Raw genomic sequence first — 20,904 nt, forward strand, 5'->3', positions numbered from 1 at the left:
TCCAGTGATTAAATCTTGGTCAAAACGAACGCTGCTTAGGCGTAATCAACCAACAATGGCTCTATTCTTCCCTTCACTTTTTGCTTGAGCCAGCGCGCGACTCGCTTTTTCAATCAGGTCGGACACATCATTCCGTTCATCCGGTACCAGCACTGCACCTCCAACACTAACCGTAACGACTCCACTTGGGCCTGATGATTCTCGTTGAATTTGAAGTGCCAGAACATGCTGTCGAATCTCTTCCGCAAGTTCCGCAGCGAATTCAGATGTTGTGCTCTTCAGCTTCAGCATGAATGTTCCACCACGAAGACGGGAAATCTGGGCTTCATGTTGTTCGCTAACGACGGTAAGTACTTCACCGATCCATTGCAGACACAAGTCGCCACCCTGAAGACCGTATGCTGCATTATACGAACGGAAATCATCAATATCTATGATAAGCAATCCCAACGTGCATTCATTCTGCATACAGTCATCCCAGTCATCCTGAAGCTGCGACTTGAATACCGTCTGAATCGGCATATCCGTTAATGGGTCCGTGGTTAGATAGCTCTGCAGTTGACTTGCCGTTTCAGAATAATGGTTTTGCTCATGGTGAGAAGCTCCACGGTGCAGTAGCACCATTACAGAAGGTTTACCTGCATGTGTAACAGAAGCAAGTGTTACTTCAAGCAACAATGAGGTACCCCCCGCTGTTGTGAAATAGGACTGGCTGGTAATCAAACTTGTGTTGTTGTGCTCCAATTCCTCAAAGCTCTGTTGCAACGTAACTCTCGTTTGGTCTGGTATTAATTCTTGGAAGTCTTTACCCAGCAGGTTTTTGGAACTTTCAAATCCAAGTAATTCAGCAGCCTTCGTATTACAATAGATGATCTGACTGTCTGTCAGAGTAAAGAATGCCACGGGCGAGTAATCCATTAATTGCAGATAACGCTGTTCATTTTGTCGCAAAATACGTGCGTTCTGCAACGCCTGCTCCTCTGCCTGAGCCAGTTGGTTTTCTGTCTGCCGACGTACAATGGTTTTGAGTAAAGGTAACACACTTAGCTCTTTGGTAGTCCATGGGTATGAACTTCCCTTCACAACCTCACGCCATTTTTCAAATGATTTGCGAGGGGACATTCGCATGCCGTCATCCGTCTTGAGCACAGCTTTGGCTGGGTCCCCCGCCCACTCTACAATCTTGACGACCTCTGGTCGGAACCAGAGCATGTAGTTATGCTGCCCAGGCGAAATGGCAACATAAATAACCCCGGAAGCCTTATCCTGATAAGCTTTGGAACTTTCATATTCCAAACTCAGTTTCGACGTATAATAACTATAATCCTCAGACTTGCCAGCCAACCAACCTGCCAGTTCACGAATCTGTCCGCTGTTCGGGGTTTCACCATACAATAACAGCTTGTCCTGGTAACAGATTGCCGCTCCTGTAGCACCCATCAGTTTTAATACGGTCTCTCCTTCTTCCTGCAATTCCTCAAGGACACGTGCAGGGCTTGTGTTTCCGATAAAAATGTTGGCGATTCGTGAAGCGGCTTCACGGGACTGTATCTCCGATTGATAATCATCCAGCTGCTGGCGCTGGAACAATTCATTGGAGAAAAAAGCTCCAAGGAAATTACAGAGATTTCGAACGCGATGGGGTACGTATCTTGCCGAATAATGATGGCATGTAATGAGTCCCCACAGTTGATTATTGTGAATGAGCGAGATTGTAACAGTCGCACCTACACCCATATTCTGCAAATATTCAATGTGAAGAGGAGATACGCTACGCAGAACCGAAAGACTCAAATTCAGCGGTTTGTTAGTGAGCGGTTGCAATGTAGGCACAATCTCCACAGGTTTATAATTGACATTCACAATGGTGCGCAACCAATTACGAAGATATAATTCGCGAGCCTGCTTGGGAATATCGGAAGCAGGGTAGTGATGTCCCAGGAATGGTTCGAGTTCTTGTTCACGCGCTTCAGCAATTACTTTACCATTCCATTGCTCGTCAAACTCGTAGATCATAACCCGGTCATAACCGAGCATTTCCTTCACCTGTTCAGCAGCGATCTGACTCGCTTCCACGCGACTGTCTGTACTTTTGATCCGGCCAAAGAATCTGGATATCCACTCAAAGTCAGTGGTCTCCATATCTTCCTTTTCATAATAAGGCTCGATCTCCAGAATAAGCAGACCTTCACTTTCATGAAGAACAGAGGAGAAAATCCGATCCTCCCCGGATACCATAATGGTCAGATCCATGTAATGCAAGTCAGAGGTTACATCTGCATTGAAGCTGCTACTTAACAATTTACTTACATGTTCCTCGCCGATTAAATGTTCCAAAGGCATACCCAGAATGTCCTCACAGGCAATACCCAGATGATCCTTGGTGTTTTGGCTGCACTGAACAATGGTAGGCGTATGACTAGTATTGATGGCAAGGAGTACACCGTGAGGTTGAATAAAACCAGGGATATGAATAGGTTCTTTTTCGCAGTTATTCAGATCAATCGGATCATTCGTATATATTCCCTGTTGAAGCAATGTACGGTTCAACAAATTTTGTTCTTTCTTGGATTTCGGTTCGGCCATGGCCAGAAAAATCCTCCTTCTAAAATATAAAAAAATCTACCCCACGGGCGTTTGGTTGATAATTCAGTATGTTACTTGTTCGTATTAATCCATTGATCCAGCAGTCGAAAAGTCTCTGATGCGCTGTTCACCATGTCGTCCTGATCTTCTGGAGTACTGATGGACTGCTGGAGCAAACCCATAAACTCGCTCCACCTTGTTCTCGTCTCCGTGCCATAGGCATTGAAATATTCCAATCCACGATCCGCTTCAATCGGCAGGAATTGCGACAAACGTTTGGTCATGATCTGCCCACCATTCGTAGACCCTTCAATCACATACAGGTACCCGAACATGCGGGCAGGTGTTGAGATGTCCGGTAACTCTTCACAGAGTGGAAGCTGGGCGATCTCCTCTTCACTTGCACCAAGATTGCGCAAATCCTTCTCCAGTAATCCAGCTTTGCCTCTAATCTCAATATCCAATCCAGTGCTTCCCCAAAAAGGCTGCTGTACAGCCTGATCTTCCAGCGGTTTGAGGAATCCATAAAATTTCTCTAAATATGTTCTATATTCTTCTATAGTCACAGTTTGATTCATAATGGCTTTCGCATAGGGATTCTGTTCTACTTGTCTGTGGTAATGAGCTGTCTCGCTCTTCAGACGTTCCATAATCGTTGTTGCTGTCATCGTAGTTATCCCCTTTCACAATCTGTTCTGTATATGCAAATTAATGCTTATCCGCAATTGAATCTCAACGTTTTATAAAATAGAAACGACTTGCGCTGCAATCAGCTCTATTTAACGCAGACATAGACTCTATGTAAGTATACTTATTCTTGTTAGAGAAAACTACATGAATCCAACATCTGCATACAGTCATTACATACCTTCGTTGTTATCTTAACTAACTTGGCGACTCTATCTACCAATTTTAACCTAAAGATGTAAAATGACCTCACTTTACATCCGGATGCATTAGTTTAAATCCATAATCATTTTTTCCTTGGAAATTGTTTTCATGGTTTAATCTGTCTTTCAGATGTCAACATGGTACACTAACGTTATATCCTGTCATTGGAGGAATGAATCCTATGAACTTTACTGTTCAAGACATTGTACTTCATCTCACAGAACACATTGAATTGCCAGAAAACACGGTTGATCAGCTTATTTCGGGCTCACTTGATCGTAAGGTCACAGGTATTATCCTTGCTTTTATGCCGACACATTATGTCATTGAACAAGCCATCAAACATGGTGCTAATCTGATTATTGCGCATGAGTCTCCCTTTTATAATCATCATAGCCATACAGACTGGCTCGCAAGTGATCCTGTTTATATAGACAAAAGGAAGTTAATTGACGAAGCAGACATTTCCATCTATCGCTGTCATGATATCATCCATCGCTTCCAACCGGATGGTATTACCGAAGGACTGATACAGGCCTTGGGGTGGTCCCCTTATGTGGAGCAACGACAAGCTGAAGCAGACATCCTTACGTTGCCGGAAGGACAGAGCGTGCAAGCTATTGCTCACCATGTGAAAAATTGCCTTGGGATCGATTATGTACGCGTCGCAGGTAATGCCGATTTAGTCTGTACACGTGCAGCCGTACTGGTAGGTTTTCGTGGCAATGGCCCTGTGACGATTCCCCTGATTCAGAACAAACAACTGGATCTCATTATCGCGGGAGAAGGATTTGAATGGGAGACACCGGAGTATATTCGTGATGCCGTGCAACAAGGCAAGTCCAAAGCACTCATCATGTTAGGGCATGCAGAAAGCGAGGCATCAGGAATGAAGCTTTTGGCAGACAGGTTGGCGAAACAATTTACAGAACTGTCCGTTAATTTTGTAGGCGAGCGGCCTGTGTACACTGTGATCTGATCATACGATTGATTGGATTAGTATGGACTGGAATGGATTGTTATGGAGAAATTCTAGCTGAGTGGTCCGAATCTTATTGCCCAGCTTACCCTGGAGCTGTACATCTGTTCTGCACTCCGGGGTCGAGTCGGCAGACTTTCATTTTACCTTGGCTAGCTTTTCAGGATAACTTCTTAGATAGCTGACGAACCTGACACACTCTATTTAGCGAATATTTACCGATTTCTCAAAAGTAACAAATTGTAGACACGCTATTCCTTCGTTTTTCCTCCTTTACCCACCCTTCCTACCTGTCTGAGCCCAATTAACGTGGCTGAGGTTCCTTAGATTTCTCAATTCAATTGAAGTAATACAATAAAGTGTCACTGGTTCGTTAGAGATCATGCTCATTAAAAATGAGCACTCCCGCACATATACCGCGCATCTCTTCATACCCCAACTGGATTTCCCTGGTTCTTTATTGTACTCTAGATGCTGTGACTTCAAAGCTCAGGACATTTGTCCTTGGCGTTTGGGGTGAGTTTATCATTAAATAGAAGTCGAAGTAATTGAATAAGGAGCGTACATATGAGAGGAATTATTTTTGCATTACTGGGCGGCGCGTGTATCACGCTCCAAGGTGTTGCCAATGCTCGGATTAGCACCGACATGGGCACATGGCAGGCTGCTACGATTACACAACTGACAGGATTCATATTAGCTGCGCTGATTCTAGTGTTCGTTAGAGACACCAACCTTCAAGGACTCAAACAAGTAAAACCCATGTACCTGGCTGGAGGTGCTTTTGGCGCCGTCATTATTTTCAGCGAAGTGACAGCCATTCAGCAAATTGGGGTTACGTTCACGATCTCAGCCCTGCTCATTGCTCAGCTGTTCCTGACTTTTCTGGTGGATAGTAATGGATGGTTCGGCGTGGTGAAACAAAAGATGAAACTGCCTCAATTTCTGGGCATTGCCTTGATGATCACAGGTGTCATCATTATGAAATTATAGCTATGTGAGTGATTGGAAAACATCGTCGGGGGTGAACACAACGTGGAAGAAATTCATGATGAGCAACTATTATTACATTATCTGAAGCAATATCAACTCGAAAGGGTATTTCACGAGCCTCTTCGCCCACATATGACGATATGCCACTTCGAGAAGTGTGAACTGATCTGTCGTGAAGGGGAAGCCTCCGAATATTTATACGTGTTGGTCGAGGGTAAAATCAAGATTTTCACCACCTCCGCTCAGGATAAAACGCTGGTGCTTTGCTTCAAAACACCGCTTGAAGTCGTTGGAGACATAGAGTATGTCCGTGAAAGCGATATTGTCAATACGGTTCAGACCGTGTCACCTGTTATCATGCTTCGCATTCACTATCACTGGCTCGCTGAACTTGCCAGTGACTATGCACCTTTACTTAAATTTTTGCTCAAAATTATCTCACACAAATTCTATATTGACTCAAACTTCTCCAATTTCAACCTCATGTACCCGGTGGAGGTTCGTCTGGCCAGCTACCTGCTCTCCATCTCGACAGAAGAAGCAGGCAACGTGGTTCATGAAGAACTGGACGCGTTCAACCTGACCGACATCGCGAATCTGATCGGCACCAGTTATCGGCATCTCAACCGGGTGATTCAGAAACTGTGTGCAGACGAATTGATTGAACGACATCAGGGATTGATTATGATTAAGAACCGTGCAGGTCTGCGCGAAATAGCAGGTCATAACATTTATGAATAAGGAGTTCGACAACCATGTTAATTACAGGCATTTCGCTTGCACTACTGGCAGGAGCACTTGTCAGTCTGCAAACGATATTTAATAGCAAAGTCAATGAGCGCACCGGTTCCTGGTCCACAACAACGTTAGTGCTTTTCACCGGATTCATCGCTTCGTTCCTCATCTCTCTGCTCGTGGAAGGCAAGAATACATTCAGCTTCCAGCATATGCAACCCTGGTATTGGATCAGTGGAGCCATCGGCGTTGGTGTAGTCTTCTGTCTCGTACAAGGTATGAAGCTGCTTGGCCCCACCTATGCCATCTCGATCGTGCTGACATCCCAACTGAGCTTTGCACTCCTATTCGATTCCATGGGGTGGCTAGGTCTGGAGCAAATTCCTTTCTCGTGGAATCAATTGCTCGGTGTGCTTGTCATTGTCGGCGGAATTGTGTTGTTTAAGTTCGGTGGGGCTAAATCGGATAAATCAGATCCGGCAGATACATCTGACAAGTCGCCCGGCTCCCTGCAATCCAACTCTTAAAATAACAAAAAAAGAGTGTCTCCCAATCCCACTGATTGGATAGACACTCTTTTTTGGAATCAAACCACGTATCGTGCAGCTTACTCTGCAAACTCTACGTTATGGTAGACCTGCTGAACATCTTCAAGGTCTTCAAGTGCATCGATCAGTTTCTCGAACTGAGCTTGTGCATCCTCTGGAAGTTCAATATGGTTTTGCGCAAGCATCGTCAGCTCGGCTACGGTAAACTCGGTAACACCGGCTGCTTTGAATGCTTCTTGTACAGCGTGGAATTGATCCGGTTCTGCATATACGATCACCGCTTCGTCTTCATCCACGATATCACGTACATCTACGTCTGCTTCAAGCAGAAGTTCAAGTACTTCCTCGGAATTCTTGCCTTCTACTCCGATTACCGCTGTAGGATCAAACATGTAAGCAACAGAACCGCTGACACCCATGTTACCAGCGTTTTTGTTAAACGCAGAACGTACTTCCGGCGCTGTACGATTGACGTTGTTGGTAAGTGCATCAACGATGACCATCGCACCGTTCGGTCCGAAGCCTTCGTAACGCAACTCTTCATAGTTCTCATCCCCGCTGCCTTTTGCTTTTTCCATTGCACGATCAATAATGGCTTTGGGTACATTATACGTTTTGGCACGTTCCAGCACGACTTTCAGTGCACGGTTCGCTTCCGGGTCCGGTTCGCCCTTCTTGGCAGCCACATAGATCTCAACGCCGAATTTAGCGTAGACCCGGCTCGTGTTTGCATCTTTTGAAGCTTTCTTTTCCTTGATATTATTCCACTTACGACCCATATCGTTTCCGCTCACTTTCAACATGTAATCTGCTTTCTACTATGTCATTATATCTTGTTGAGCGTACTTCAACAAGTTAATACCTACGAAAAACTGGTAGTAACTGTGGTGATTATCCATCTCTCTATGAAGTTTAGCCATAGTTTATCCGCTGATTTATCTCTCTTCAGTAACTACGGACACCTTTATTCCAGTCCTCAATAGAAAAGAAGAAGCACCCCAATTAGGAATGCTTCTACCCAAAATAAGTCTTATCATTAATTCTTAATACCCGTTAAATTAAGCGTGAAATTGTCGACCATCCAACACTTCAGGAACATAACCCGCACGAATGACAAAGTCTCCGAAATGTTCACCTTCATTGCGCTCTCTGGCGTACTGGTTCACCATTGGCGTCAACGTCTCAAGAATCTCGGTTTCGCCAATGTTTTCTTTGTACAGCTTATTCAAGCGATGCCCGGTGAAGCTGCCACCAAGATACATGTTGTATTTACCTGGTGCTTTACCGATAAATGAAATCTCCGCCAGCATCGGTCTTGCACATCCGTTCGGGCAACCTGTCATACGAATGACAATCTCTTCATCTCTCAGGCCCGCTTCATCCAGTACTGGTTCCAGTTTGTCGATCAGAGACGGCAAGTAACGTTCGGACTCAGCCATCGCAAGGCCGCAGGTCGGAAGCGCAACACAAGCCATCGAACTTCTGCGCAGCGCAGAGTAATGTGCCCCATCGGTCAGATTGTATTGCTGAATCAGAGCTTCAATCTTTTTCTTTTTCTGGCTGCTAATATTACCGATAATCAGGTTTTGATTGGCAGTCAGACGGAAATCACCCGTATGCACTTTGGCAATTTCACGCAAACCCGTCATGAGAGGATATCCATCCACATCCTTGACACGACCATTCTGAATGAACAGCGTGTAGTGCCATCTGCCATTGTTGCCTTTTACCCAACCATACCGGTCTCCATTCGTCTCAAAATGATACGAACGTGCCGCATCCAGTTTCCACCCCAGACGGCTGGTCAGTTCCTCGACAAACCACTCCACACCACGATCATCCAGCGTATATTTGAAACGAGCATGTTTACGAACGGCACGATCTCCATAATCACGCTGAATCATAACTGTTTTCTCTGCAACATCAATCATTTGCTCCGGTGTGCAGAAACCAATAACTTTGGACACCTGAGGATAAGTTTTGGCGTCACCGTGAGACATGCCCATGCCGCCGCCAACGGAAACGTTAAAGCCTTGCAGTTTACCGTTCTCCACAATAGCAATAAAGCCAAGATCCTGTGAATAGACATCCACATCATTGGATGGTGGTACAGCAATACCGATCTTGAACTTACGTGGCAAGTATACTTTGCCATAGATCGGTTCAACTTCTTCGTCGGAATCCTGCGAATCAATCACTTTCTCGCCGTCCAGCCACAGCTCATGATAAGCCCGTGTGCGAGGGTCCAGATGATTGCTCACCTGACATGCCCACTCGTACACTTCAGCATGCACATCGGATTGATTCGGATTCGGGTTACACATCACGTTACGGTTGACGTCCCCACATGCAGCCAGTGTGCTTAGCAACGAATCGTTTACTTCGCGAATGGTGTTCTTAAGATCCCACTTCAGTACGCCATGTAGTTGGAAAGACTGACGTGTGGTCAGACGAATGGTCTGATTCGCATATTTATGTGCCACGCTGTCCATCATCAACCACTGCTCCGGGGTTACAATTCCACCAGAAGCACGTACACGCAACATGAATTGATAAGCTGGCTCCAGCTTGGACTTGTGACGCTCATTACGCAGGTCACGATCATCCTGCATATAACTGCCGTGGTGTTTCATCAGACGATTGTCGTCCTCTGGAATTGCACCCGTGATGCGATCAGCCAACGTTTCGGTCAGACTTCCACGCAAGTAATCACTTTTGATCTTTATATCTTCCACATCGCTATTGGTGCGTTGTGGGTTAAGTAAGTTATTATAAGCCATACTGCTTTCTCCTCTCGTCTCTGCGGGATGGTGCAATCCGGCTATGCCAGTAATAATTAATAGACGTCCCGCTGATAACGTTTCTCCTGCTGCAACCGTGTCAGATATTCTGATGCCTGCTCAGGTGATAATCCACCTTCTTGTTCAAGAATCGTGGTGAGTGCAGCATGCACATCATGTGCCATTTTTTTCTCATCACCACAGATATATACGCTTGCACCTTCCTGAAGCCACTGGTACAGTTCTTTGCTGTGTTCCAACATACGATGTTGTACATACACCTTCTGTTCCGTATCACGTGAGAAGGCTACATCCATCTTCGTGAGCACACCATCTTTGAGCCAACGCTGCCATTCCGTCTGGTACAAGAAGTCGGTGGAGAAATGCTGATCTCCGTAGAACAGCCATGTCTTGCCCTCTGCACCTGTTTCTTCACGCTCACCAAGGAATGATCTGAACGGCGCTACACCTGTACCTGGGCCGACCATGATGATCGGCGTATCCGGGTTCTCAGGAAGCTTGAAATTCGGGTTATGTTGTATATATACAGGCAAGGTGTCTCCAGCTTCGATACGTTCAGCGAGATGTACCGAGCATACTCCGTAACGTTCTCTGCCACGTGCTTCATAACGTACCGTACGTACGGTAAGATGAACTTCATCCGGGAAAGACTTCGAACTACTTGCTATCGAATACAGACGTGCCGGAATTTTGCGAAGAACAGCTACAAATTCTGCAGCAGTAATACCTTTCAGATCATAATCATGAACCAGATCCAGCAGATCACAGCTATTCATGACTGTGCGGAATTCGGAATCATCTGCGAGTAACGCAGTCAAGCCACTCCCCGGATTCAGTTTCGCAAGTTGTTCCACGACCGGTTTCGTCACCGCTGTAATTTCAAAATAACGCAGCAACGCTTCGTACACAGATGCCTGATCCCCGTTTTTATTCACGGTCACGCGCTCATCTGCATTCCATCCCATGGCTGCAATCAATTCATCGACAAGACGCGGGTGATTCTCAGGGAATACCCCAAGGCTATCACCAGGCTCGTAATCCAGGCTGGAGCCTTCCAAGGACAATTCAATATGGCGTGTTTCACGGTCCGATCCTCTGCCATTCAGATTGAGATTCTCCAGCACTTCAGCCTTGAACGGATTCGTGCGATCATATTCGGATTCCCCGCCGCTCACCGCAGCTGTAACAGCCTCAGTAGTTACCGTGCTCGCAGCAGCAGATGTGCTACTTAAGGATGCCAGCACTTCATTCATCCACTCCGCAGCCGGTTCATCAAAATCAACATCACAGTCCACGCGCGGTACCAGGGCTGTACCACCGAGCTCCTGCAATCGTGTATCGAAGTCCTTACCTGTCTGACAAAAGAACTCATAAGAGGTATCTCCAAGAGCCAACACCGAGTAACGAAGCCCTTCAAGCTTCGGAGCCCGTTTGCTGTTCAGGAATTCATGCAACGGAATCGCATTATCCGGTGGTTCACCTTCGCCATGCGTACTGACGATGATGAGGAGATTTTCAATTTTCTTGAGTCCGTTCGGTTTGAAATCTCCCATCGATGATAACGTTACCTGAAGGCCTTGCTCTTCAAGTTTCTTGGCCAGCTTCTTCGATAGGCCGCTGGAATTCCCGGTTTGTGAACCGAAGAGCACAGTAACTTCGCGGGATACTGGCGGAGCACTGACTGGTGCGACACCTGTAGTTGGTGCAGCCTGTACCAGGTTCGCTGGAGCCGCTATTGTTGCGCTTGCCTGAATTGCTGCAATATATCCGCTCAACCAAGTCCGTTGTCCATCGGTTAATGTGGGAATAAGACGATTAAGCAGTTCAACTTGTTCTTGATTAAAAGGGCTGTTTGTCACTTGAAGTTCCACTGTTTGCCACCTCGCGCATTGCTTCGATTTTAATTCCGACTAAAATTATCATATTAATTTAATTTTTCTCTCTAAAACCTAACACACCGGGTGTTGAGGGTCAATTTCAATGATTTTATAGCATTTATCAGTTTCACTGATAAAGGACAAAAAACAACAAAAACCCTCCTTTTCAAATCAAGGACGGTTTTGATTTATTTTTAACTGCACGGTCAGCTCAAGTTGAAGTTGAAACTGGAATATAGTCACTAAAATGATCTCCCAGCACACTGCTTTTATCTCCGTATACTCTGTCCAAATGATTTTCTCCCCACAGACATATGCGATCAATGATGTCCTGTAGTGTCAGACCATATTCGGTCAGTTCATACTCTACCTTGGGCGGAATCTCAGGATGAATAATTCGATGGATGATTTCATTCTTTTCCAAATCACGAAGCTGCTGGGTCAAGACCTTCTGGGTAATGCCAGGAATGGCCCTGCGAAGTTCGCTTGTTCGTTTTTTACCTGATATCAGCTGATGCAGAATAAGAATCCTCCATTTTCCACCGATCAGTTCCAGCATCGCCTGCACACCACTCTCATATTTTTTCATTTCTTGTTCCACATGTACTCCCCCACATTTCCATATATGTATACCCGTTATTAAAAGTAACCGAAGAACCTCAAGGTATCTACAGCACTCTCAGGTGCGTACTTCTCAATAAGATGTCATGAAACTTATAATAACATTGGTCAGAATGTTTAACCAAAAAAAAAGACAAAAGGATGATTACTCCTACATGAAAGTTAAACTGGTCGTTACTCACCCAAGACAGGATTCCTTAACATTTGCCGTAATGAATCGTTTGATAGAAGGTATGAAGGAGAATTCTCATGAAATCGATATCCTCGATCTATATCATGACGGATTCGATCCATTATATGGCGTAGAAGATGAGCGAGACTGGCAAAATCCCGATAAACAGCATGCCCCTGTAATTCGCAAAGAGCTGGATCGTGTGCTTGCGGCTGATGCCATTGTATTTGTTTTCCCGATCTGGTGGTATAACGTTCCCTCCATGCTTAAAGCGTACTTGGACAAGGTATGGAACATGGGGCTACTCAACAAGGCAAACTCTAAAAAGGCCCTATGGATTGCACTAGCCGGGGGGACAGAGGCTTCATTCCATAAATACGACTATTACAACATGATCTCCAATTATCTGAATAACGGGATTGCAGGCTATGCAAGAATGCAGGAATCCCGAGTCGAATTCCTCTATGAAACCATTTCAGAATCCAAAGAACATATCGAGAGCTTGCTGGAGCAAGCCTATCAAATCGGCAAACATTACAATTAATAGCTCTTCACTGATAGTACAACTAACAACTGCAAAAGAATAAGATAGGAAGTTACTCATTCGTTGAGTAGCCTACTTCCCCCCATTGGGGGCGTACAATCAAGAAGACTCACTCCAACCTGAGTTCCAGGTCAGAGTAAGCCTTCCTTTTCACACGCTACGATTTTGGTGTAACATCATTTATTCCATACCAGCTTGCTCATCATCGCATATAACATCGTAGCCGATTCGGCTCGGGTCGCTTTGGCAAGTGGTTTCACCTCACCGTTGTACCCGTGTGTGATGCCCAGATCGACAAGTAACGCCACACTATCTCTGGCATAGGAACGAATCTCGGAAGCATCACGGAAGCGAGTAAGGTCATCTGTAGGAGCCTTCTCGGAGTCAATCAGTCCAGCCGCTGCAAGTGCCCTCACTGTCAACGTCATCATCTCCTGACGAGTGATCGTGGACTCTGGCAGGAAGCGCCCATCACCGGTACCACTGGTAATACCTAGAGAACGCGCAGCTTTAACTGCTTCGTAATACGGAGCCTTTTCGTTTACATCCGTAAACGCATTCCCGGAAGAAGCATTCAAGCCCAGCGCAGTCATCAACCATTGCATGTATTGGCCTCGGGTCATCTCCTGTTTTGGATGCAACTCTCTGGAATCATCACTTGCCTTGGCATCAATCACACCTCGGACAGCCAATGCCTCCATCGCTTTCTTGGCCCACTCCACTTCTGCAAGATCTTTGAATGTCTGCTCCACTGATACAACAGCATAATTTCCTGTGGATGGCGTTACCGAAAATACAAGTTGCCTGCTGTTCGAATCGTAGTAACTTTGCGGTAATGGCGTTGCCACGCCGTTCGCGCCAATGGCAAATGCTACAATCCGATCCTGCTGAGCATCTGGCGTTAATTGGTAAGGCAGACGAAGGTTCAACTTGCTTTCCGATGGCCATGGTCGACCATCCAGTTGAAGTTCAAGCTGGACTCCATACGGCGTGCCAAGCTGATCTGCGACTGTTTTTGGTAACTCTGTTCTGACCAATCGAATTGATGCTATCCCATCAGCAACGATGTCCTTCGTTAACAGTGTCGCAGGAAGCTCCAACATGCCCAGCTCTGTAGATATGTTGAAAATATGAGACTCATCCTGAGCTATCAACACAGAGGCAGGGAGAGATACTTCATATGCTGTTGCTCCCGAAACTGGCTTCAACCGAAGTTCGACCAAGCGCTGACCTGCATCTGTTACGGGGGCAACTTTAAAAGCATCTTTGATCGTTGAAGCATCCACGTTGGATTGCACTACACCCTTCTGGTCAGGCTGTGCCTGCAACTCCAGAACAGAACGGTCTTTCTCAGGTTTAGGCCGAGGTACCGCATTCTCTGCACTCGGGCTGCCACTTCCTGATTGTCCACCACTGTTGCGTGAGCCAGAGCCATTACCTGAATTCCCTCCGGAATTGCCGCCAGTATTACCGCCCGAACCAGGGTCTGTGCCTCCAGGGGAAGGAACAGATGCAAGTACCTTCACCGTCAACGGTACAGTCAGGGCTCTGGTGTCGTCAGAAATTCGAGTAATTTCCAACGCAAGTAGTACTGTTGTTTCCTTCGATGGTGGAACAATCGTTCCATCGGTTTGAATGACGGACGGTACCGAACTGGAAGCAATCTTCACGGTGAAACCTTGCGGCACGGATGGCAACTTCAGGTTTTTCGCACCCGCGGAAGGTTGCTCCAGTGTCGTAATGCCTGTAGCTATATCGGCAGCAGTCTGCTGAGCCGTATTCACCTGATAAGCGGAAGATACACCTCTCACGGGTTGACCCGTCGCGTCAAAAGCTTCCACTTTATAATAATATTCGGTGTCGGGATTCAGTTCACTGTCCGTGTACTCCCGTCCATTGCCGCTATAGACCACCTTGTACTCACCCTGCTCACGATCTGAGCGGTAGAGCTTGTAGCTTGCTGCACCAAGATGAACATCCCAGTGAAGCGTTGCACTCGTTGCATCCACCGCATCTGCATTAAGACCAGCACTGTCATTAACAGGTGGCGTAGCATCAGGCTTAACGATCATAATCCAACTAATCATCGGGTCCTGTGATGCCGTATTACGTACGGTCAACTCTAGCTTGTTGTCCGACACGCTGATGCCTTTGTGCGCTCTAACGCTCGCAGGCGTAAACGTAACTGCACCGGTATTGGTGCCATTGATGATTAGATTCGCTCTGCGCGATGCATTGGTCCACGGATCGTTGAATCCAGCGTACACATCGTATGTCCCATTCGGCACATCAAATCTATAGGTTAAGTCCGTGCCTTTAGGTGAATTGCTGACATTGCCACCGTTCAGATAACGTACGGTCGAGAATATATCTCCGCCGTTTGAACCGGATGCCAATGCATCTACGCTGGTATACCCCCAATGGCGACCCTCTGCCGGAGCGTACATCTGGTCAGCCGTTCCCGGGTTGGCCAGTGTTCCTTTCATATAGGCACCCATAAGATTGTAATCAGCCGTTTCGTACCCTCCGCTATTCACAAAATATAGGGTATTCTCTGGAATGACGTTTACACGAACCGCCTGTTTTTTGTTGTTATATTCCGGTGTCGTTACCTGTAATGTGAGTGGTCCTGGCTTAGCAAAATCTTCTGCCGTCATGGCGCGGTTATCAATGGTCCATACTGCTGGCGTTGACACCAGTTCACCACCATCGCGCACATTCAATGTGGTTGGCAGAGATGGCACTTTGCCAAGCGCTACCGCTTCTGGCAACGGATCAGCGATATCCACCTTGCCCATCGAATTCAGCAGATCCGGTGTCCAACTGTTATACCACTTGATCGCAATGTCGGAGCCTATACCGAACTCAATGGGCAAGAACACGTATTTTGCAGCATCATTTGAGAAGTTGCCACCATTCCACGTATCCCCCACGTAAATGAACTTGCCTTTTTCCGGATCGACCGGAATGACGGATGTGGTCTGTGTGCCAAATGCCTTGCCTGGATCGGGATCACTTGGCAACGTGCGCACGAACGGATTGGTCTGCGTTGACCACGGGCCAAAAATGTTATCCGCCGCCGTCACTTTGTTTTCGTTAGGGGCCCAGCCGGAAGCTCCGGAAGTCAAAATATAATATTTTCCCTGATACTTGAACATTGCCGGTGCTTCGCGTTGCCCTCCAGGGAACACCCGCACGTAATCTACGCCGTACTCGGCCTGATAGGTGGAATCACGTACCGGATTACCTTTGTCATCCGTTCGTCCTTCCTTATGCCAACCTGTTACGTCACTGTAGTCTTCATTCAGTTTGGAGATATAGAGCGTCAGGTTTTCTTCACTGGAATAGATCAGATAACCGGTGCCGTCATCATCCTTGAACAATGTCATGTCACGTGCCATGCCCTTATCACTTGGGAAATAATCTTTCTCCCCTTCCGGAGCTCTGTCCATTCGGTAACTCTTCTGATACACAAAAGGTCCAGTTGGAGAGTCGCTGATTGCATAACCGGCCCTCGCCTTACCGTAATTCGCATTATCGTTATAGGGGTCCTTGTCACCGTCCATGTGGGCCCACATCACGTATTTCTTTGTTTTGTCGTTGTAGATGACCTTCGGTCGTTCAATGATCCGTCCTTTGCGGATATCTGCCCAGATATCCACGCGGTCTTCACGCCCCGCATACAATCTGGAGATCAACGGGTCATTGTCAAAATCATCCATGGACTGAAGTGTCGTTAGAGCCATGCCCTCGTCTGTCCAGTTCATCAGATCCTTGGAAGAATACACACGCACACCAACAGCTGGCCAACCGCCTTTATGATATTCGCCATACCAGTAATAGGTCTCCGTCTGTTCATCGTAGAAAAAACCAGCCCCATGCGCATCAATTGGCTTCCCGTCCAGACCTGGCCACAATTGCCCTGGTGTAATGCTTGTGCGAACCGTGGCAGCACCCAATGGTGGGGATGCTGGAGAAGTTACGCCGTCCACAGTCGCCTGAATGATGTAAAAATATCCTGTGCCCATCGTCAGACCACTATCATTAAACGTGCTTTCTTTGCCACTATAGACCTGCTGATACGTACCCGTAGCACTCGTAGACCTGGAGAGCGTATACGTTACATCAGATCCAGTAAGGGCATTCCATCCTAGAGAGATTGATGTATCCGTCACGGCCGTCGCAGTAAATGTTGCAGGAGAATCAATGGCGTATGTCGTGGCTTCCGCAACAGTGGCCGCTGATTCACCAGCTGCATTGAAGGCCTTTACGCGATAGTTATAGCTGGTGCCAGGCTCAAGCTCCTGATCTGTATGAGTGAGTCCCTTCCCTTCATAGATCTGCTCGTATTGTTCACTACCAGCTTCAGCCCGAACCACGCGATAGCCAGTCGCCTTATCCACAGCGGACCAAGACAGCTGAACGCTGGTCGTATTAAGTGCTATAGCCTTTAATTCAGCCGGAGCCTGTGGTGCCGCCGCAGTTGTTCGAACTTCCAGCGGAACAGTCCATAATGATTCGGTTAATCCTCCGTATTCATAGGCGAGCCTGTAATAGTAAACCGTATCCCCGCTTAATCCTTCATCCGTGTGCCCCAATGTTCCGGTGTTGGTTACCAGGGAATAGCCACCTTCAGGCGTAGCGGAACGATACAGGCGATAGCCTGATGCACCCGCGAGTTCAGACCATTGCAAGGAAACCGAAGACGCCGTCTGCTCGGCAATAGAGAGCTGAATATCGTTTTCCGGCGGTCGCTCGGCAATGGTCACGTCATCTACATGTACCGATTGCCACTTATTCCGAATGCCCACGGTACCTGACCCGTATGTAGGATCGACCAGATCGAATACCAACCGGTCGGAGCCGTTTTCGACGATATACCCGCGAATGGTGGTACCTGATAGCACTATTTTGAGTGTGTACCACGTATCTTTGGCTAATGCATAATCCACCGTTTTCAAAGGTGTATCTGATCCGTTCACCCTTTTCGAGAAAACGAGCTTATTATTAGGAACCTGCATTTGAAAATAGTAAAAGTTGCTCTTATCCTGAAACCGCGGCAATATTCCCGGATATCCTTGACCGTTTCCCGTGTAAAAGCGCATGGACACGGTCATGTCCGACATGGATTCTCCAGTAGAGATGATGCCTTCATTGGTATCGCTCTGGAAAAGTGTGAAGTTAGACGCATCTGTCGGGTCCGCGATCACTTCCCAGTTGCCTGAGCTTACGTTCCACGCGGGTGCTTCCGTGTATTCCCCATCTGAAAAATCGTCCTGCAGCAGCGTAGCGGGTATACTGCCCAGATCGGCATACGCCTTACTCGGCAGCATCAACGGTCCTGAAGACAGCGCAAGTGTTGCAGATAACATGAATATCATGGGTTTCCTGAGTTTATCCAATGTTCATTCTCTCCTTTGGCATGAAAGATGAAAGCATGGTTCTTGAGAGCGAGGTGTTGTTCATCAGCCTATCCTCAGAAGCCAGGGGTCAGTATAGAGCGTGGTCCACCTCCTTATTTTAATGAAACCGGTTTCATTGGAGTGCAAAAAAAGACCCATCTTCCCTTCTAAGTGCAATGATACCCATACGGAATACCGTCTCTTCCTTGCCCCTATGCAGTGAAACAGGTTTTTAATATATAAATGTAATCGCTTTCCTGAATTATATTATTGCCTTATTCAAGCTGTCAACTATGAATTCGACTCAAACATTTTTCGTTAAAACCACACAAAAAAGGCGCGAGTTCTGCCTGTTATGCAAGCAAAATTCGCGCCTTTTCTCGTCGTTCGAGCTTGTTCGCAAGTTCGTTCGTATTATTAGTGCATGACCTTTGAACAACCCCTATTTTAGAACACTTTCGTTGTCCATGACTCACAGTTCCACGTCTCCGTAACTACATCACGGTAGAATTCCGGTTCATGGGAGATCAGAAGAATGCTGCCTTTGTAAGCCTTGAGTGCACGTTTTAACTCTTCCTTGGCATCAACGTCCAGATGGTTCGTCGGCTCATCGAGTACAAGCAGGTTGGTTTCGTTATTGATCAATTTACAGAGACGAACTTTGGCTTTCTCGCCACCACTCAGTACAGCTACCTTGCTCTCAATGTGTTTTGTAGTCAAACCGCATTTTGCAAGTGCAGCACGCACTTCGAATTGGGTATACGAAGGGAACTCCTGCCAGATTTCTTCAATACAGGTATTATAGTTCGCATCCTTCATCTCTTGCTGGAAGTAACCAATCTCCAGATGTTCACCGCGTTGAACGGTTCCTTCCAGCGCCTGAATTTCGCCCAGAATACTGCGCATCAGGGTTGTTTTACCGATTCCGTTCGCACCCACGAGCGCAATCTTCTGTCCACGTTCCATACGCAAATCTAATGGTCTGGACAACGGTTCATTATAACCAATCACAAGACCTTTGGTTTCGAAAATGAGCTTGCCGGACGTTCTTGCATCACGGAAATTGAACTGTGGTTTCGGTTTCTCCTTGGCGATCTCAATGACATCCATCTTGTCGAGTTTCTTCTGTCTGGACATTGCCATGTTACGTGTTGCCACACTTGCTTTGTTCCGGGCCACAAAATCCTTGAGGTCAGCAATTTCTTGTTGTTGGCGTTTGTACGCCGACTCCAATTGCTGTTTTCTCATCTCATGTACTTCCTGGAAGTGATCATAATCGCCCACATAGCGAGTTAGATTCTGATTCTCCATGTGATAGATCAAGTTGATAACACTGTTCAGGAACGGAATATCGTGAGAGATCAGAATAAAAGCATTCTCATATTCTTGCAAATAACGTTTTAGCCATTCAATATGCAATTCATCCAGATAGTTCGTAGGCTCATCAAGGAGCAGAATATCCGGTTTTTCCAGCAGCAATTTGGCAAGCAGTACTTTGGTACGCTGTCCACCACTCAGGTCATTGACGTCTTTATCCAGACCGATATCCGTCAGACCCAGACCACGTGCGGTTTCATCCACTTTGGCATCGATCATGTAGAAATCCTGGTTCGTCAGTGTATCCTGGATCGTACCCACGTCTTCAAGAAGTTGTTCAAGCTCCTCAGGAGTCACATCGCCCATTTTGCCATACATATCATTCATTTCCTGTTCCATGTCGAACAAATACTGGAACGCGCCGCGAAGCACGTCACGGATGGATTGGCCTTTGTTCAATACAGCATGCTGGTCCAGATAGCCAACACGCATCCGTTTGGACCACTCCACCTTGCCTTCATCCGGCTGAAGCTTGCCTGTAATAATGTTCATGAAGGTGGATTTACCTTCACCATTGGCCCCAATCAGACCAATATGTTCGCCTTTCAACAGGCGGAATGATACGTCGTTAAAGATAGCACGGTCACCAAAACCGTGACTTAATTTTTCTACATTTAATATGCTCATTCATGACACCTTTTCTATATAGACTTAATTCTTTGTATATTATAAGCGTTATCTCCTGCACAACTCAACGCCATATTTAAAATTGTTGCACCTTTTTGGCTGAAATTTGCCTTATATGAAAGTATGGGTTAAAATTTTGCCTTAATGAATTACTACTATATAGAACGGAGCTCTTCAAAGAGCATCAGGTGAAAAATATGATTGAAGTGAAACAATCCAAGTTGGGTGATGGTGGTGAGTTTAACCGCGGGGTGTTTGCTACTGTTGATATTGCGAAAGGAACGCTGATCCATCAGGCACCCGTCGTGCCATACCCGAATGAAGATCATGAGCATGTCGAAAAAACGATTTTGGAAGATTACGTGTTCGAATACGGGGCGAATCATACCGCCATTCTGCTCGGCTACGGCAGTCTGATCAACCACTCCTACGAACCTAACGCTACTTACGATATCAATTTTGATAACCACACCTTTGACTTCTACGCGTATACAGACATCAAGGCTGGCGAAGAAATCGTAATCAATTACAACGGTGAAGAAGACAGCATGGACCCGTTATGGTTCCTGGATGATTATGAGGAGCGTATGCTTGAGTTCAATAAGTCCAATGACGACGAGGATAAGGTTGAGGTTGAAAAAGAGAACGAAATCCACTCCACGGATACGGACACGAGTAAATAAACGTTACACGAAAGTAATTTTGCAAGAAACCTTCGCTATAAATAAAAGAATCCACCGCTAACCCCGGT

Annotated in this window: 14 protein-coding genes; 6 read left to right on the top strand and 8 right to left on the bottom strand. The window is 46.4% G+C overall.

Annotation, left to right across the window (positions count from 1 at the left end):
* Window positions 1–45: 45 nt before the first annotated feature.
* Together MHH93_RS04795 and MHH93_RS04800 are read right to left on the bottom strand one after the other, a co-directional pair.
* On the bottom strand, window positions 46–2,586 hold the full coding sequence (locus MHH93_RS04795; protein WP_500053034.1) for a diguanylate cyclase domain-containing protein: 2,541 nt from the start codon (window positions 2,584–2,586) through the stop codon (window positions 46–48).
* 71 nt (window positions 2,587–2,657) lie between these two features.
* Window positions 2,658–3,254 (bottom strand): biliverdin-producing heme oxygenase, encoded by a 597-nt coding sequence (locus tag MHH93_RS04800; RefSeq protein WP_500053035.1) that lies wholly within the window; start codon window positions 3,252–3,254, stop codon window positions 2,658–2,660.
* A gap of 404 nt (window positions 3,255–3,658) precedes the next feature.
* Here MHH93_RS04800 and MHH93_RS04805 point away from each other — a divergent pair, with 404 nt between their 5' ends.
* The 4 genes from MHH93_RS04805 (at window position 3,659) to MHH93_RS04820 (ending at window position 6,711) form a co-directional block, all read left to right on the top strand.
* Window positions 3,659–4,456 carry a Nif3-like dinuclear metal center hexameric protein gene (locus MHH93_RS04805; protein WP_500053036.1) on the top strand — a complete coding sequence of 266 codons (798 nt, stop codon included), beginning with the start codon at window positions 3,659–3,661 and terminating at the stop codon, window positions 4,454–4,456.
* Window positions 4,457–5,023: 567 nt separating this feature from the next.
* The gene (locus tag MHH93_RS04810; RefSeq protein ID WP_500053037.1) at window positions 5,024–5,449 is read left to right on the top strand and encodes a DMT family transporter; all 426 of its coding nucleotides are present in this window, start codon (window positions 5,024–5,026) and stop codon (window positions 5,447–5,449) included.
* A 42-nt stretch (window positions 5,450–5,491) separates the two neighbouring features.
* Window positions 5,492–6,190: a Crp/Fnr family transcriptional regulator gene (locus MHH93_RS04815; protein ID WP_500053038.1), complete on the top strand. Its 699-nt coding sequence runs from the start codon at window positions 5,492–5,494 to the stop codon at window positions 6,188–6,190.
* Window positions 6,191–6,204: 14 nt separating this feature from the next.
* Window positions 6,205–6,711, top strand: a complete 507-nt coding sequence (locus MHH93_RS04820; RefSeq protein ID WP_500053039.1) for a DMT family transporter — start codon at window positions 6,205–6,207, stop codon at window positions 6,709–6,711.
* A gap of 80 nt (window positions 6,712–6,791) precedes the next feature.
* On the opposite strand, the gene MHH93_RS04825 is transcribed toward MHH93_RS04820, so the two are convergent.
* The 4 genes from MHH93_RS04825 to MHH93_RS04840 all read right to left on the bottom strand — a co-directional run bounded on the left by MHH93_RS04825 (window position 6,792) and on the right by MHH93_RS04840 (window position 11,999).
* Complete coding sequence (locus MHH93_RS04825) at window positions 6,792–7,511, bottom strand: YebC/PmpR family DNA-binding transcriptional regulator (RefSeq protein WP_500053330.1); 720 nt, start codon at window positions 7,509–7,511, stop codon at window positions 6,792–6,794.
* Window positions 7,512–7,790: 279 nt separating this feature from the next.
* Complete coding sequence (cysI, locus tag MHH93_RS04830) at window positions 7,791–9,512, bottom strand: assimilatory sulfite reductase (NADPH) hemoprotein subunit (protein ID WP_500053040.1); 1,722 nt, start codon at window positions 9,510–9,512, stop codon at window positions 7,791–7,793.
* A 56-nt stretch (window positions 9,513–9,568) separates the two neighbouring features.
* On the bottom strand, window positions 9,569–11,404 hold the full coding sequence (locus MHH93_RS04835; RefSeq protein ID WP_500053041.1) for an assimilatory sulfite reductase (NADPH) flavoprotein subunit: 1,836 nt from the start codon (window positions 11,402–11,404) through the stop codon (window positions 9,569–9,571).
* Between the two features lie 217 nt (window positions 11,405–11,621).
* The gene (locus MHH93_RS04840; protein ID WP_500053331.1) at window positions 11,622–11,999 is read right to left on the bottom strand and encodes a winged helix-turn-helix transcriptional regulator; all 378 of its coding nucleotides are present in this window, start codon (window positions 11,997–11,999) and stop codon (window positions 11,622–11,624) included.
* A gap of 187 nt (window positions 12,000–12,186) precedes the next feature.
* Here MHH93_RS04840 and MHH93_RS04845 point away from each other — a divergent pair, with 187 nt between their 5' ends.
* Entirely contained in the window at window positions 12,187–12,747 is a 561-nt protein-coding gene (locus MHH93_RS04845) for an NAD(P)H oxidoreductase (protein WP_500053042.1), read from the top strand.
* A gap of 176 nt (window positions 12,748–12,923) precedes the next feature.
* On the opposite strand, the gene MHH93_RS04850 is transcribed toward MHH93_RS04845, so the two are convergent.
* Window positions 12,924–18,149, bottom strand: a complete 5,226-nt coding sequence (locus tag MHH93_RS04850; protein ID WP_500053043.1) for an S-layer homology domain-containing protein — start codon at window positions 18,147–18,149, stop codon at window positions 12,924–12,926.
* A gap of 447 nt (window positions 18,150–18,596) precedes the next feature.
* Complete coding sequence (locus MHH93_RS04855; protein WP_017688769.1) at window positions 18,597–20,153, bottom strand: ABC-F family ATP-binding cassette domain-containing protein; 1,557 nt, start codon at window positions 20,151–20,153, stop codon at window positions 18,597–18,599.
* A gap of 197 nt (window positions 20,154–20,350) precedes the next feature.
* On the opposite strand from MHH93_RS04855, the gene MHH93_RS04860 reads away from it, so the two are divergent.
* Window positions 20,351–20,836: an SET domain-containing protein gene (locus MHH93_RS04860; RefSeq protein ID WP_500053044.1), complete on the top strand. Its 486-nt coding sequence runs from the start codon at window positions 20,351–20,353 to the stop codon at window positions 20,834–20,836.
* Window positions 20,837–20,904: the final 68 nt, after the last annotated feature.

The organism is Priestia sp. FSL H7-0729 (genome assembly GCF_038005685.1).
GTDB lineage: Bacteria > Bacillota > Bacilli > Paenibacillales > Paenibacillaceae > Paenibacillus.

Bases quoted from the DNA above. Each gene is read 5' to 3' on its own strand.
- MHH93_RS04810 (WP_500053037.1), top strand. From the start codon at position 5,024: ATGAGAGGAATTATTTTTGCATTACTGGGCGGCGCGTGTATCACGCTC.
- MHH93_RS04805 (WP_500053036.1), top strand. From the start codon at position 3,659: ATGAACTTTACTGTTCAAGACATTGTACTTCATCTCACAGAACACATT.
- MHH93_RS04860 (WP_500053044.1), top strand. From the start codon at position 20,351: ATGATTGAAGTGAAACAATCCAAGTTGGGTGATGGTGGTGAGTTTAAC.
- MHH93_RS04820 (WP_500053039.1), top strand. From the start codon at position 6,205: ATGTTAATTACAGGCATTTCGCTTGCACTACTGGCAGGAGCACTTGTC.
- MHH93_RS04840 (WP_500053331.1), bottom strand. From the start codon at position 11,999: ATGAAAAAATATGAGAGTGGTGTGCAGGCGATGCTGGAACTGATCGGT.
- MHH93_RS04845 (WP_500053042.1), top strand. From the start codon at position 12,187: ATGAAAGTTAAACTGGTCGTTACTCACCCAAGACAGGATTCCTTAACA.
- MHH93_RS04795 (WP_500053034.1), bottom strand. From the start codon at position 2,586: ATGGCCGAACCGAAATCCAAGAAAGAACAAAATTTGTTGAACCGTACA.
- MHH93_RS04855 (WP_017688769.1), bottom strand. From the start codon at position 20,153: ATGAGCATATTAAATGTAGAAAAATTAAGTCACGGTTTTGGTGACCGT.
- MHH93_RS04800 (WP_500053035.1), bottom strand. From the start codon at position 3,254: ATGACAGCAACAACGATTATGGAACGTCTGAAGAGCGAGACAGCTCAT.
- cysI (WP_500053040.1), bottom strand. From the start codon at position 9,512: ATGGCTTATAATAACTTACTTAACCCACAACGCACCAATAGCGATGTG.
- MHH93_RS04825 (WP_500053330.1), bottom strand. From the start codon at position 7,511: ATGGGTCGTAAGTGGAATAATATCAAGGAAAAGAAAGCTTCAAAAGAT.